Consider the following 14,472-nt stretch of genomic DNA (forward strand, 5'->3'; position numbering starts at 1 on the left):
TGAGGCGGCCGACCTCGGGGTGACGCACCGGATGACCGGGCCCCCTACGCGTCACCCGAGGTCCGACGGTCGGCCGGGCACCCGCATCCACCTTCAGGTCCCAGACCGACGGGAATCCCAGTGATCAACCACGTTTGGATGACGCGTCTCGACGACGACTGGTACGACGGTCTCGAGTCAGCTGCCGGCCTGGTCCCGGTCGAGCCGGCCCAGGCCGGCGTGGTCCCGTTCGGCCTGACCCCGGTCGATCCGGCTCTCGTCGCCCCGGTCCCGGTCGAGCAGGGCACGCAGGTCGTCGGCTTCGGGTGCCCCCAGCATGGTGAAGATGGCATGGGCCCGTTCCAGGCAGTCGCGGCTGCGCTCGGCGCCGCCGAGGCCGGCGAGCGCCCTGCCTAACACCCCCAGCGCCTGCGCCTCGCCGTACGGGTGCCCGATCTCGCGGCTCACGGTCAGGGCCTGCTCGGCGTGACGGGTCGCGTCGGAGAACCGGCCCGCGGCGATGAACGTCTCGGCCAGCCGGGAACAGACCCGCTGCTCCCACACCCGCTGGTTGCTGGCCCGGAAGAAGGCCAGGCACTCGGCGTGGTGGTGGACCGCCTCGTTCAGCCGTCCCACCCGCGACAGCACCATCCCCAGGTGGTAGCGGGCCCTGGCGATGGCCGGGCTGGAACCGAGCTCGATCAGGATGGCCAGGCCCTGCTCGGCGGCGGTGATCGCCTCCTCCGGCTGCCCCAGGAACAGGTGGTCACGGGCGGAGTAACTGAGGGAGATGGCCTCGCCGCCCCGCGCGCCGAACTCCCTGAACACCTTGCGCGCCGCGTCGTACCAGGCCAGCGCCTCCACGTGGCGGCGCTGGCGCCCGGACACGACGGCCAGCGCGTTGAGCACCTCTCCGATGACGATGCGGTCGCCCCCCGCGGACAACTCCAGCGAGGCCCGTAACTCCTCCTCCGCCTCGGTCAGCCGGTTGGCGCTGAACAGCACCCGCCCGAGGACGTAGCGGCAGCGCAACTCGCTGGAGGTGGCGCCGAGCCGCCGGGCGACGGCGAGCAGCTCCCGCGCGTGGCTGTCGAAGTCTCGGACGTGGCTCCCCGACTCCAGCAACGGCTCCATGGCGAGCAGCAGGTCGGCGCCGGGCAGCAGCGCCTCGGCGGAGTCGGTGTCGGTCGCCTGGGCGATCGACGCGAACAGCGACTCCGCCTCGACCGACAGCCAGGCCACGGCCTCGTCTGCGGAGGCGAACGTGTGTCCCTGCCCGGTGACCCCGAGCTGGTCGGCGATCGTGCTGCCCTCGTAGGCGAGCCGGTGCGCCGACTGCGCGGACGCCAGGTAGAAGTCGAGCAACCGGCGCAGGGCCGCGCCCCCCTCCCCGCCGGCCGCCACGCTCACGTCGGACCCCCGCCGGTCCGCTCCGCCGTCCGAGCCTTCCGCCCGCTCCCCGGCCCGTTCCGCCGTACGGCGGGCGAAAAGCTTGAGCAGGTCGTGGAAGCGGTAGCGGCCGGGGGCGGGAGCCTCCAGCAGGCTGGCGTCCACGAGGGACTCCAGGATGTCCTCGGTGTCCGTCGGGCTCAGCGCGAGCACCGCGGAGGCGGCCCCGATCGAGATGGCGGGGCCTCCCGGAAGGGAGAGCAACCGGAAGGCGCGGGCCTGGGCCGGGCTGAGCTGGCCGTACCCGAGGGCGAAGGTCGCCTCCACGGCGAGGTTGCCCACGCGCATCTCGTCCAGGCGACGGCGCTCGTCGGCCAGCCGGGGCACCAGCGAGGCGACCGTCCAGGAGGGCCGGGCGGCCAGGCGCGCCGCCACGATCCGCACCGCGAGCGGCAGGAACCCGCAGGCGGCGACCACGTCCATGGCGGCGGCGCGCTCCGCGGCCACCCTCTCGGCGCCGGCGACCGTGCCGAACAGGACCAGCGCCTCGTCCGGCTCCATGACGTCCAGGTCGACCAGCCGGGCCGCGGCCAGGTCGGCGAGCTTGCCGCGGCTGGTCACGATGGCCGCGCAACCGGTCGAGCCGGGAAGCAGATGACTGACCTGGGCGGCGTCCCTGGCGTTGTCGAGCAACACCAGCATTCGCCGCTCGGCCAGCAGCGAGCGGAAGAGCGCGGACCGCTCGGCCAGGCCGTCGGGGATGATGTCGGCGGGCAGGCCCAGCCCGCGGAGGAACGCCGCCAGCACGGACTCGGGAGCGGTCGGCTCCTCCCCGTATCCGCGCAGGTCGGCATAGAGCTGACCGTCGGGGAACAGGTCCTGCATGGCATGGGCGACGTGCACCGCGAGGGCCGTCTTGCCGACGCCGCCGATCCCGGAGATGGCCGCCACCGGCACCCCCTCGGAACCGCTCGGAGACGACAGCAGGGTGTGCAGCCGCGCGATGATCTGGCGGCGGCCGGTGAAGTCGCTCACCGCCGCGGGGAGCTGCGCCGGGCGCGGCAGCTCGGGGGTGCCGTGCGCCCCTTGCTGCTCGTGCTGGACGGACTCGGCGCCCTCCGCCTTCGCCGCCGGTTCGGGAGCGGCGGGCGCGGGCTGTGCGGGATGGGTGACGGAGGCGGGTGCGAGGCTCGGGTCGTCGACGAGGATGCGCTGGTGCAGGGCCGTCAGGTCGGAGCCCGGGTCGATGCCGAGCTCGTCGATCAGGGCGGCACGGGTGTCGGCGAAGGCCGTGAGCGCCTCCGCTTTGCGGCCGCACCGGTAGTAGGCCAGCATCAGCTGGGCGCGGAGCCGCTCGCGAAGCGGATGGTCGGCGGTCAGCGCGATCAGCTCGGAGACGACGTCCGCGTGCCGTCCCAGCTCCAGGTCCAGGTCCATCAGGACTTCCAGCACGCTCATCCGGCGCTCCACGAGCCGGTCACGCTGGTGCTCGGCATAGGGTCCGACGGCTCCGGCGAGCGGCTCCCCGGCGCACAGCGCCAGGCTCGCGCGCAGGCTCTCGGCGGCGCCGCCGACGTCTCCTGCGCGGCGGGCGGTCTCGGCCTCCTGGACGCCCCGGTCGAAGAGGGCCAGGTCAAGGGTGCTGTCGTTCAGGCGCAGCGCGTATCCCCGGCCGACCGAGGTGAGCAGCTCGGGGCGGGTGCGCGGGGACCTGCCCGGCTCCAGGACGGAGCGCAGCCTGGAGACGTAGGTTCGCAGCGCGCCGAGTGCCCGGGGCGGGGCGTCCTCGCCCCAGATCGCGTCGATCATCTCGGCCGGCGTCACCGCCCGGCCCTCGCGCAGCAGCAGCATCGCCAGAATGGAACGTTGCAGCGGGGTGCCCAGATCAAGCTCGGTTCCGTCACGCCAGGCCTGGACAGGGCCGAGCACGGCGAAGCGCAACCCGCCTTCGCTGCCCTGAACAGCCATTTCTTGAATCCTCGCCCTAACGGAAAGTTTTATGGCCAAATGATAGGTCCTTCGCCGCTTACCTCGTAGGTAGAGGCTTGCTCGTCAACCTAAGCGTTGATCAGACGCTAATCGGGTGTTGAGCCATACCGATGATGCTGGGGCATGTCGGGCATGGCCCCATACGGGGGCGGCCATGCCCGGCGGATTGAAGGAGTCGATAAAAGCACTGTAAGTGGGGTGAAGGTGGTGGATCTATCAATAAGCCGTAACTCCATCTGAAAGGGAGTTGCATTCCCCTTCAAGGAGAACCCCCATACATCACGTGATCCACAACCTCCTCGGCCTGGCCGCGACCACCGTCTTCGCGGTCGACGGCACGGCTTTCGCCTCCTCCGCTCCGGCGTCCACACGCGCCTTCATCGGCTGTGACGAGTCCCGGGGGCCACCGCCGCCCCGCGTCTTTCGGCGATTTCAGGGCGGAGGCCGGGGACCACGTCCGGCTCCGGGGCGGGCTCTACGACGAATGCCCCCCGCCGGCTCTATGGCCGCGCCCAGGTCGCTTCCGAGGACGAGGACGAGAACACCCGCCGGGTGGGGAAGCGCGGTCCCGGCGGCTGCCGGTCGTTCCGCTTCGCGACCCACGACGTCGACGACGTCCAGGTCAGGGGCTGCAACCGGGGCGGGAAGAATGCCGGGAAGACCCGTGGTGCCACATCTACGAGGCCGATGGCGACGAGTGACGGCGAGAGGTCAAACGGAAGATGAATGATTCATGTACGGAAAACGCCGGCGAACATCGGGCCCGCCCGGATTTCGGGCGGGCCTTTGTTCCGTGAAATCATCGAAGTGATGGGTTCGTTGCTATGAGGAAGCCGTCGAGGTGACAAATTCGTTACCACGCCGCTTTCGCGCCGTCGTCGTGTCGCTTCCGCGCCGTCGTCGCGCGGCGTCGGTCAGCCCGGCCGCGCGTGTCGTCAGGACCGCGGCGGAGGCGAAGCGAAACGTGAAATCGTCGCGGCGCCGTACGGCTTCGGCGTTACGCGGCTTCGAACAGGCCCAGCCGCGCGTGGATCCGTTCTCGGACGAGCGGCCATTCGGAACTGAGGATCGAGTAGTACGCGGTATCTCGGACCGTGTCGTCGGAGCCCCGACTCTCCGCCCGCCGCACACCGTCGAGGTGCGCGCCGAGGGCTTCGATGGCGGCCCGGGAGCGTACGTTCCGTACGTCGGCCTTCAGGGTTATCCGGTGGACCTGCCACGTTTCGAAGGCGAGTGAGAGCATCAGATACTTGCTCTCCCGGTTGACACCCGTGCCTTGGGCCGAGGCGGCCAGCCAGGTGTAACCGATGTCCGCCACGGACGGGACATCGCCCACGGCCCCATGTTCACCCGGCGGCCAGGGCATGGGGCCCTGCCAGTACTCCAGGTTCATGAGGCGGGTGGCACCGACGATGCGGTCGGTGTGGAGCCACCGGATGGCGAAGGGCATCGTGCGGCCCTTCGCCTGCTCAGCCAGAGTGGCCTCCACGTAGGAGACCATCTCGTCCCGGCCTTGAGGGACGCGCGTGAAGGCGTAAGTAGAACGGTCTTCACTCGCCGCGGCGACGAGGTCGTCGATGGCCGCGAGGCTGAGCGGCTCCAGGCGCACGGAGCGCCCGGACAGGGTGACAAAAGCGGGCATGAGCACATGATGAGGGCTCATTCATGGGCCCGGTGCCAAACGACACGAGACATCTTGGTGAGCATCGGGAAAAACATCGTCCCCATTGGTCTATGGAGCACGATATCCCAGCTCAGGCACGGGTACGGTCCCGGTGCCCGAGCGAGGTCTCGTGGGTTTTCCGCCCTTGGAGATCACCCCCGTCACGAGGCCGGGACGAGCCTTCCGGGTCCGTACCCGAGGGGCGCCCGCCGCATGGCGTAAAGGCCGGCCAGGGCTTCGCTCAGATGGTCCAGTGAGGCCGAGATCCAGGGGAGCCCGAGCGGGTCGGGAGCGTTCAGCGTGACCGTCCTCTGCTCGGTCGTCTCGCCGTACAGAAGGCTGGTCGCCACGCGTGCCCGGAGGGCGCCGGGATCGTCGCCGAAGACGTGGCCGGCGAGCACCCCGACGCCGTACTCGTCGAGCAGGTGGGCGGCCAGGTCGGCGGAGGTCGCGAAGTCCAGCCCGTCGAAGTGGGGGTAGAGGTAGAAACCGCCCCGCGGCGCGTCCACCCGCGCACCCGCCAGGACGAACCTCTCGTGCACGGCCCGCACCACCGTGCCGTGCAGCCTGCGGCTCTGGTCGATCCGCGCGACGAGCTCGGCCGGTTCGGTGTAGGCGTAGGCGGCCGCCTGCTGGACGGGGGCGGCCGGGCTGGACCAGATCTCGCTGGCCACCGCGAGCAGCCGGTCGCGCAGCCCGACGGACGGAAGCCGTGCCACGCCGATCCGCCAGCCGCCGAGCGCGAGACTCTTGCTGAGCCCGCTGGTGATCACGGTGCGCTCGGGGGCCAGGTCCGCCGGGCTGACGAAGCCGGTGGCGACGGGATCGTGGACCAGGTCGCGGTAGATCTCGTCGGAGATGATCGTCAGGTCGAGCTCGCGGGCGACCTCGACGATCCGCCCGATCGTGTTCGCGGTGGCCAGCGTGCCGCTGGGGTTGTCGGGCAGCGTGACCAGCAACGAGCGCACCTGGCGTCCCTCGGACCGGGCACGCAGGACCGCGGACACGACGCGCTCGGGGTCCGGCACCCCTCCCTCGCCGGGGGGCGCCGGTACGAGCAGGGGGCGTGCCCCGACCAGATCGGCCTGGGCGGCGTAGCTGACCCAGCTCGGCATCGGCAGGACGATGTCGCCGCCGATCGCGAGCAGCAGGCCGTACAGCAGGGCCTTGCTTCCGGGACCGCAGACCACCAGTTCGGGGTCGGTGGGCAGTCCTCGCCGGTGCCAGTATCCGGAGGCCGCCTCGCGCAGCTCGCTCGCACCGGCCACCGGTCCGTATCCGTTGCGCTCGGACGCCGCGATCAGTCGTTCGCGCAGGGCCGGATGAACGGGCAGTCCCGCCTCCCCGAAGGCCAGGTGCAGAACGCGCTCGCCGGCGCGCCGTCTTCGCTCGATCTCCTCGTTCGCCGCCAGTGTGGCGGACAGGGTCACGTTCATCGCGGGTCCTTCCGGGTCGTTGCGGAACGTTCCCAAGCCTGGTGGGATGAGAGCATCAGAACAAGCTTTGGTTCTTGTGGGTGGGCATAAGGAAGGCTGATGCTTGATTTGCGGCGTCTTGCGGTGATCTGCGAGTTTGCCCGCCGGGGCAGTATCGCCGCGACCGCGCTTTCCCTGGGCTATAGTCCCTCGGCGGTCTCCCAGCAACTGGCCGCCCTGGAGCGTGAGGCCGGGGCCATGCTGATCGACAGGACCGCCCGGAGCGCCGAGCTGACCGACGCGGGGCGCCGCCTGGTCGAGCACGCCGAGCGGATCCTCACCATGGTGGAGACCGCCGAGTCCGATCTGTCGGCCCAGGCGGCGACGCCCACGGGCCGGGTCACCGTGACCGCCTTCCCGACCGCCGCCGTGGCCTTCGCGCCCGCGCTGGCCAGGACGTTGCGCCGCCACAGCGCGCTGACCCTGCGAATGGGCCAGGGGCGTTCGGGGCGCGGGATCCGTGAGGTGCAGTCGGGAGAGGTGGACATCGCGCTGGTGGACGACTGGTACGGCCGGGTGCGCGAGTCGGACACGATGCGGGTCTTCCCCCTGCTGCACGACCCGCTGGTGCTCGTGGTGCCGCGCAAGCACCGGCTCGCCTCGCCTGACGTGCCCGTGGACCTGCGGGAGCTGCGGGACGAGCCGTGGATGGCCACCCCGGACGGCGAGCCCTCCCGGCTGGCCGTGGACCGGCTGATGGCCGACGTCGGCGGCGCCCAGCCGGTGCCCTGGGAGTTCGAGGGGCTGAGCACGATCATCGGCCTGGTCGCCAAGGGCATCGGCATCGCGGCCGTCCCAGCCCTGGCCCTGGCCGCCGGAGTCCGCGGCATCGTCGTCCGCGAGCTTCCCGGGCCACCGATCGGCCGCGACGTCCACGCCGTCGCCCGCGCCTCCAGCGTCCATCGCCCCGCGGTCTCCGTCACCCTCCGGGCCGTGCACGTCGCGGCCCGCCTCCTCGCCGCCGATTTCGAGGCGATCGAGCTCGCCTCCCGGTGACGTCGCCGTACGCCTCCCGGCGGCCGTCCCGGAAGCGGTCGAACCCGCCTGCCGGTAACGTCGGAACGTGCCTCCCTCCTATGCGATTGAACGGTTGCTGAACGCCGGCGGGTCGAAGCTGGTGGCCGGTGTGGACGAGGTCGGGCGGGGAGCCTGGGCGGGGCCGGTGGCGGTCTGCGCGGTGGTCACCGACCTGTCGGAGCCGCCCGCGGGCCTGACCGACTCCAAGCTGCTCAGCCCCGCCCGGCGCGTCGCCATGGTTTCCGAGATCACCGCCTGGGCGGCCGGGATCGGGTACGGCGAGGCGACGCACGAGGAGGTCGACGCGCTCGGCATGACCGAGGCGCTGCGCCGCGCGGCCACGAGGGCGCTGGCCGAGCTGCCGGTGAGGCCCGACGTGGTCATCCTCGACGGCAAGCACGACTACCTGGGCCCGCCGTGGCCGGTCAGATGCGAGATCAAGGGCGACCTGTCCTGCGTCTCCGTGGCCGCGGCCTCCGTGATCGCCAAGGTCCGCCGCGACGCCTACATGGCCTCGCTCGGATGCGAGGAGTACGGCTTCGCCGACAACGCGGGCTACCCCTCCCCGGTCCACCAGGAGGCTCTGGCCTCCCTCGGGCCGACGGAGCACCACCGTCTGTCCTGGTCCTACCTCGACGACCTGCCCCGGTGGCGCCACCTCAAGAGGCACCGCAACCCGCTGGCCGGGGAAGGCCAGCTCGGGCTCTTCGGATAGTCCGGACTCTTCGCACGGACCGGATCCGCCGGGCGGCTCGAACGCCGGCGAGATCCCACCGAATTCCTTTCGCGCGCGGACCCGGGGCCGCGGCGCGAGGAGGATGTCAACATGCGTATCGGTGTCTTTCTGGTCGTGGCGGGGTTTCCGGGCCGTGAGCCGGGCGAGGTGCTGCGGGACACGGTGGAGGCGGTCGTGGCCGCCGAGGAGGCCGGGTTCGACGACGCGTGGATCGCCGAGCACCACTTCATGTCGTACGGCGTGTGCCCGTCTGCGGTGACGCTGGCGGGTGTGGCGCTGGGCCGTACCGGCAGGATCCGGGTCGGGACGGCGGTGAGCGTCCTGTCCACCCAGCACCCGGTGGCCCTCGCCGAACAGGCGGCGATCCTCGACCAGGTCTCGGGCGGGCGGTTCGTGCTCGGGGTGGGGCGGGGCGGGCCGTGGGTGGATCTGGAGGTGTTCGGGACGGGGCTGGACAGGTTCGAGCGGGGTTTCCCCGAGTCACTGGATCTGCTGTGCGCGGCCCTGAACCGCGAGACGGTCTCGGCCGACGGGGAGTTCTTCCGGTTCAGGGAGGTGCCCATGGTCCCGGCCGCCAGGCTCAGGCCCGTGGTGGCGTGCACCTCGCCGCGGACCGTGGAGCTCGCCGCCGAGCGGGGGCTGCCGATGCTGCTGGGGATGCACATCGGCGACGCGGACAAGGCCGGCATGATCCGGGCCTACGGGCGAGAGGATCCGGGGCACGTGGCGGCGGTCGTGGGACACGTGGGCGACTCGACGGCGCAGGCCGTACGGGAGCTGAGGGAGGCCATGCCGCGGTGGCTGGGGCCGGGGCTCGCGGGTTACGTGCCGGTGGACGGCCGGGCACGGGCGGACCGCGACATTCCGGGGTATGTGGATTTCCTCTGCGACACGCACCCGGTCGGCTCGCCCGACCACTGCGTCGAGAAGATCAACCGAACCGCGGAGGTCACCGGCCTGCGGCATCTGATCCTCATGGTCGAGGGTGCGGGCGATCACGCCCGCACCCTCGAGAACATCCGGCGGCTCGGGGCCGAGGTGCTGCCCCGGATCCGTGGTCGTGCCCTCTAGGCGTGTCCCCGGACCGCTGTCGCGCGTGTCCTCGAACCCGCCGCCCGGGTTCGGGACCGTACTGCGGGGGGCAGGGTCCTCAGCAGTCGACGAGCTCGGGCGACTGGTTGAGGATCTGGGACCTGGCGGTGACGAACTCCGCGTGGGCCTTGGTGGCGGCGGGGTCGAAGACCGCGACCCGGTGGCAGTTCTGGAAGGCCAGCCTCACCTGGAAGTGGCGCTCCAGAGCGCCGCGCATGGAGTCGCTCGCCAGACAGCGCAGGAGCTGGCCCCGGGCGCTCTCGTCCGGCGGCGGCACGGTGTTGTCGGCGAACTCGGCGCCGGTGTGGTCACGTTGCCTGACCAGCTCGGTGATCACCGACCACGCGTAGGGCAGGGAGTCACGAACACAGGCGACAAACGCCGCATCGTCCACCTCACCGGCTTTCGCCTGGTCAAGAAGATCGTTCGAAACGGTCAGCGACATGCTGCGTTCTCCTCTCAGAAGGGGATCAATCAGACACTAAAGTGGACGCGGCGATCGCTCCATCTAGCGCGAGAGCGACACTCGCGTGGGCCCGAAGACGAAGTCCGGGTCGATCTGGGCGGCGAGATCCTCGCCGGTGGCCCTGTTGGCCCAGGCCTCCGCGTTGCGGAGGTGGAACCGTACGGCCTGGCGGCCGAAGCGGGGCCAGTCTTTCTCCTGGGCGTCGAGGTGCGCCAAAAGCGTGCCCAGCGCCTCGGAGTTGGCGGGTTCGAGGTCGTGCAGGGTGAACGGACGGCCCTGCTCCATCGCGCGGATCGCCGTCGAGTGCTCAAGGCAGACCAGCAGGTCGTCGCCGACGTGCTCGCGCAGGAAGGCCACGTCGCCGGGGCCGTGCACCTTGTTGCCGACCACCGCGATCGGCACGTCGTCGGCGGCGGCGTAGTCGCGGTACTGGCGGTACACGCTCACCCCCTGACGGGTCGGCTCGGCGACCAGGAAGGTCATGTCGAAGCGGGTGAACAGCCCGGAGGCGAAGGAGTCGGCCCCCGCCGTCATGTCCACCACGACGTATTCGCCGGCGCCGTCGACGAGGTGGTTGAGATACAGCTCCACCGCGCCCACTTTGGAGTGGTAGCAGGCCACCCCCAGATCGCCCTCGCTGAACGGGCCGGTGACCATCAGCCGTGGCCCCTCAGGGGTGACGGCGGCGAAGCCGGAGTGGATGGGGTCGTGGGATTCGTCCAGGCGCAGCAGCCGGGAGCCGCGCCCGGGCGGGGTCGTCTTGACCATCGCCGAGGCCGAGGAGATGCGCGGGTTGTCACCCCGCAGGTATTCCTTGATCTCGGTCAGGTGTGAGCCCATCGGGCGGGGCAGCGCGCCGTCGGCCACGCCCAGGGCCATTCCCAGATGTTGGTTGATGTCGGCGTCGACCGCGACGACCGGCCCGCCATGGCTCGCTGTGTATCTCGCGAACAGCGCCGACAGAGTCGTCTTGCCGCTGCCGCCTTTACCGACGAACGCCACCCTCACAACGACGATCCAATCTGGTTATGAAAACCGTTGCAACTCCCGAGAGTGATAATCATGACACGGACAGTGAGGATGCGCGACCCGTACGACCAGGGAAATCGACGGATGACCAGGAAGAATCAGCAGGCGGGCGAGGGTGACGGTGATCGCGGACGCACGCCCGGTACGGCGAGTCCTCGCCGTCCGCCCCGGGAGACGCGGCCCGGGGCGGCCGTCAGGGAAGTGAGTCCTTGGCGATGTGGGCGAGGGTGATCTCGGCGAGCAGGGTCTCCTCGTACTCGCGCAACGCGCTCCACACGTCGGCCAGAGGCCGGGCGACTCCCGGGTAGCCGCCGTGCGCGGGGCGTTCCGGATTGCCCTCGACCACCAGGATCACATCGGCCAGGGTGATCTCCTCGGCGGGCCGGGCCAGCCAGTAGCCCCCGTCGGGACCACGCTGGCTGTGGATGAGTCCCGCCCGCCGCAACTGCAGCAGGATGTTGTCCAGGAACCTCCGCGGGATGTTCTGCGACGCGGCGATCCTCTCGGCGGGCACGGGACCGGGTGGCGCCGCGGCCAGTTCGGTGGCGGCCCGTAGCGCGTACTGGGTTCTGGCGGAGATTCGCATGTCAGCGGGTCACGTTAGGCCGGTCAGTTGCGCACCTGCGCGAGGCCCCAGCGACGGCGCAGCGAGTTGTCGGCCGTCTCGAACAGCAGGTCCACCCCGATCCCGATGACCAGGATCACGATCATCGTGGAGAGCAGGCCCGCGGAGTCGGCGAGCTCGCGGTCGAAGAACAGCCGCTCGCCCAGGGAGGACTGGTGGGCGATGATGACGACGATCTCGCCGGCCATCAGCGAGCGCCAGGCGAAGGCCCAGCCCTGTTTGAGCCCGGCCAGGAACGACGGCAGCGACGCCGGCAGGATCACGTGGCGGTAGAGCTGGATGCGGCGGAATCCGAGCACGTGTCCCGCGCGCAGCAGGATCGGCGGGGTGTAGTCGACCCCGGCGATCAGCCCGTTGGCGATGGACGGCGTCGCGCCCAGGATCACCACGAACGTGATCGCGCTCTCGGTCAGGCCGAACAGCAGGATGGCCAGCGGGAACCAGGCGATCGACGGCATGGTCTGCAGACCGGTGATCAGCGAGCCGAAGGCCGCCCTGAGCACCTTGATCCGTGACACCAGGGCGCCGACGACCAGCCCGATCAGCACCGAGATCGCGAAACCGGTCACCGCGCGGCGCATCGTGACGCCGATGGCCTCCCAGTACTCGGCCGTGGTCAGGCGCTCGCGGAGCACCCCGAAGGTCTCGACGGGCCCGGCGAGGACGTACTCCGGCCAGCGGCCGGACCACACCACGGCCTGCCAGATCAGCAGGACCAGGCCGACCGCCAGGGCTATCGGCCACAGCCGGCCCCAGATCTGGGAGGTGACCCTGTGACGCTCGCCGCCGCCGAGCTCCAGCGCGTCGAGTCCGGCGAGGTGCTGGGCATGGGTGTCGGCGGGGGGCGCCTGGTCAACGGCCATGGCGGAGGACCTCCTGTCGAAGCCGGTTCGTGATCGTCGTGGCGAGCTCCGCCACCTCGGTGGAGTCGGTACGGCGGGGCCGGTCGAGTCTGATCGGGAAGTCCTCGACGACCTGGCCGGGGCGGCTGCTGAGCAGGACCACCCGGTCGCCGAGCCGTACAGCCTCGCGGACGTTGTGGGTGACGAACAGCACGCTGAGGCTGCGCTCCCGCCAGATCCGCTCCAGCTCGTCGTGGAGCAGGTCGCGGGTCATCGCGTCGAGCGCGCCGAAGGGCTCGTCCATCAGGAGCACGTCCGCGTCCTGGGCCAGCGCGCGGGCCAGGGAGACCCGCTGGCGCATGCCGCCGGACAGCTCGTGCGGGCGCTTGGCGCCGAACCCGTTCAGGTGGACGATCTCCAGGAACTCCGCCGCCCTGGACTGGCGCTCGCGCTTGGCCACGCCCTGCACCCGCAGCGCCATCTCGACGTTGGCGGAGACGGTGAGCCAGGGGAACAGCGCCGGCTCCTGGAACATCATGGCGATCTTGTGGCCCTCGGTGTCGATCCGGCCGGCGGTGGGCGCGTCGAGCCCGGCGACCAGCGAGAGCAGCGTGCTCTTGCCGCAGCCGGAGGCGCCGAGCAGGCAGACGAACTCGCCCGGATGGACGGAGAGGGAGACGTTGTCGAGGGCCAGCAGGCTGTTTTTGCCCTGGCCGTAGATCTTGGAAACGCCGTCCAGCCGGACCGTGGGCTCCTCGCCCTCGATCCGGCTGTCCGCCCGCTCCCTGAGCGGAGCTGTCACGTGCCCTCCTGCTTGCTTCTTCGGATCCGTCGGATCTACTTGTCGACGACCGCGGGCTGGCCCTGGGCCGCGAGCACCTCGTTCAGGGGCTTCAGGTCGTAGATGCCGTTCAGGTCGACCGGCTCCAGCAGCCCGACCTTGATCGCGTGGTCCGCGCTGCCGATGAGGGAGGAGGCGATCGGGTCGTTGGTGAAGGTGATGTTCTTGAAGACGCTGTCCAGGACCTCCTGCTTGAGCGGCTTGCCGCTCAGCTTCTCCAGCGCCGTGTTCACGGTCTTGGCGGCGTCGGCCGGGTCGGCGTTGATCGCGGCGTTGGCCTCGACGTGCCCTTCGAGGAGCTGCTTGACCGTCTCGGGGTGCTCGGCGGCGAACTCCTGCCGGACGATCAGGTGGGTGATCACGAACTGCTTGTTCGGCCAGAGGTCACGCTCGTCGACGAGGATCTTGCCCTTGCTCTCCTGGACCATGCGGCTGGCGAACGGCTCGGGCACCCAGGCGCCGTCGATGTCGCCGGTGGCGAAGGTCTGCAGGGTCTGGGCGTTCTCCTGCGGGATGATGCTGACGTCGCCGCCGCCCTTGGTGTCGGTCTTCAGGCCCTTCTCCTGCAGCCAGTAGCGCAGGGCCACGTCCTGGGTGTTGCCGAGCTGAGGAGTGGCGATCTTCTTGCCCCTGAGGTCCTCGGCGCTGTTGATCCCGGGCTTGACCACGAGGTAGACGCCGCCGGAGGCCGATCCGGCGATGATCTTTATTGCCTTGCCCTTCGACTTGGCCCAGGCGTTGATGGCCGGGTTGGGGCCGATGTAGGTGGCGTCGATCGCGCCCGCGAAGAGCGCCTCGATCGCGGCCGGGCCGGCGTTGAAGCTGCTGGTCGTGAGCTTGGTGCTGCCCAGGTGCTTGGCGAACAGGCCCTTCTCGATGCCGACCAGCGCCGTGGCGTGGGTGATGTTGGGGAAGTAGCCCAGCCGAACCTCGGCGAGGGCGTTCCCACCGGCCGCGGCCGTCGTCCCCGTGCTCTCCGTGCCCCCGCAGGCGGTCGCCAAGGTCGTGATCGCCAGCGCGGCCAGTACGGCCACCACCCCGCGAACCCTGCGAGCGTTCATGATTACTCCTAATTCCTACTTAATAAGTCGGTTATGTGTATTAAGGCAAGGGCGGGAGTGCCTGTCAAGTCATGGTGTGTCGCGAAGGTCCACTGTTACCTCTTCGTGTTCTCTCGTGTGGAATCGGTAACTGCCTTTGGGATTGACATGACAGATGTTTATCGAGGTCGCCGGTGAGATTTCGGTGGTCCGGGTATCCAACCGGCGTCAGTTGATCTTGAGACCCCCGAACGAGGTCAAACCCTGGAAACTGGGTCTGCAGGGAGCT

Annotated in this window: 12 protein-coding genes; 3 read left to right on the plus strand and 9 right to left on the minus strand. The window is 70.2% G+C overall.

The window, feature by feature from the left end; genetic code table 11:
• Positions 1 to 177: 177 nt before the first annotated feature.
• The 3 genes from J2853_RS35495 to J2853_RS35505 form a co-directional block, all read right to left on the minus strand.
• Positions 178 to 3,336 (minus strand): AfsR/SARP family transcriptional regulator, encoded by a 3,159-nt coding sequence (locus J2853_RS35495; RefSeq protein ID WP_307565072.1) that lies wholly within the window; start codon positions 3,334 to 3,336, stop codon positions 178 to 180.
• A gap of 1,018 nt (positions 3,337 to 4,354) precedes the next feature.
• A complete protein-coding gene (locus tag J2853_RS35500) occupies positions 4,355 to 4,999 on the minus strand; it encodes a GNAT family N-acetyltransferase (protein WP_307565073.1) in 645 nt (214 codons plus the stop codon).
• Between the two features lie 182 nt (positions 5,000 to 5,181).
• Positions 5,182 to 6,456 carry a pyridoxal phosphate-dependent aminotransferase gene (locus tag J2853_RS35505; RefSeq protein ID WP_307565074.1) on the minus strand — a complete coding sequence of 425 codons (1,275 nt, stop codon included), beginning with the start codon at positions 6,454 to 6,456 and terminating at the stop codon, positions 5,182 to 5,184.
• Positions 6,457 to 6,555: 99 nt separating this feature from the next.
• Here J2853_RS35505 and J2853_RS35510 point away from each other — a divergent pair, with 99 nt between their 5' ends.
• The 3 genes from J2853_RS35510 (at position 6,556) to J2853_RS35520 (ending at position 9,319) form a co-directional block, all read left to right on the plus strand.
• A complete protein-coding gene (locus J2853_RS35510) occupies positions 6,556 to 7,491 on the plus strand; it encodes a LysR family transcriptional regulator (protein WP_307565075.1) in 936 nt (311 codons plus the stop codon).
• 67 nt (positions 7,492 to 7,558) lie between these two features.
• Positions 7,559 to 8,227, plus strand: a complete 669-nt coding sequence (rnhB, locus tag J2853_RS35515; RefSeq protein WP_307565076.1) for a ribonuclease HII — start codon at positions 7,559 to 7,561, stop codon at positions 8,225 to 8,227.
• Between the two features lie 111 nt (positions 8,228 to 8,338).
• Complete coding sequence (locus tag J2853_RS35520; protein ID WP_307565077.1) at positions 8,339 to 9,319, plus strand: LLM class flavin-dependent oxidoreductase; 981 nt, start codon at positions 8,339 to 8,341, stop codon at positions 9,317 to 9,319.
• A gap of 79 nt (positions 9,320 to 9,398) precedes the next feature.
• Here the strand turns inward: J2853_RS35520 and J2853_RS35525 are convergent, their stop codons facing one another.
• The 6 genes from J2853_RS35525 to J2853_RS35550 all read right to left on the minus strand — a co-directional run bounded on the left by J2853_RS35525 (position 9,399) and on the right by J2853_RS35550 (position 14,204).
• On the minus strand, positions 9,399 to 9,785 hold the full coding sequence (locus tag J2853_RS35525; RefSeq protein ID WP_307565078.1) for an SCO5389 family protein: 387 nt from the start codon (positions 9,783 to 9,785) through the stop codon (positions 9,399 to 9,401).
• Between the two features lie 63 nt (positions 9,786 to 9,848).
• Positions 9,849 to 10,814: an ATP-binding protein gene (locus J2853_RS35530; RefSeq protein WP_307565079.1), complete on the minus strand. Its 966-nt coding sequence runs from the start codon at positions 10,812 to 10,814 to the stop codon at positions 9,849 to 9,851.
• Positions 10,815 to 11,028: 214 nt separating this feature from the next.
• Positions 11,029 to 11,421 carry an RrF2 family transcriptional regulator gene (locus tag J2853_RS35535; RefSeq protein ID WP_307565080.1) on the minus strand — a complete coding sequence of 131 codons (393 nt, stop codon included), beginning with the start codon at positions 11,419 to 11,421 and terminating at the stop codon, positions 11,029 to 11,031.
• A gap of 23 nt (positions 11,422 to 11,444) precedes the next feature.
• The gene (locus tag J2853_RS35540; RefSeq protein WP_307565081.1) at positions 11,445 to 12,323 is read right to left on the minus strand and encodes an ABC transporter permease; all 879 of its coding nucleotides are present in this window, start codon (positions 12,321 to 12,323) and stop codon (positions 11,445 to 11,447) included.
• Positions 12,313 to 13,104 (minus strand): ABC transporter ATP-binding protein, encoded by a 792-nt coding sequence (locus J2853_RS35545; protein ID WP_307565082.1) that lies wholly within the window; start codon positions 13,102 to 13,104, stop codon positions 12,313 to 12,315. The genes J2853_RS35540 and J2853_RS35545 overlap by 11 nt, the downstream gene beginning before the upstream one ends.
• A gap of 35 nt (positions 13,105 to 13,139) precedes the next feature.
• Positions 13,140 to 14,204: an ABC transporter substrate-binding protein gene (locus J2853_RS35550; RefSeq protein WP_307565083.1), complete on the minus strand. Its 1,065-nt coding sequence runs from the start codon at positions 14,202 to 14,204 to the stop codon at positions 13,140 to 13,142.
• Positions 14,205 to 14,472: the final 268 nt, after the last annotated feature.

The sequence above is a fragment of the Streptosporangium lutulentum genome (assembly GCF_030811455.1).
In the GTDB taxonomy this organism is placed as follows: domain Bacteria; phylum Actinomycetota; class Actinomycetes; order Streptosporangiales; family Streptosporangiaceae; genus Streptosporangium; species Streptosporangium lutulentum.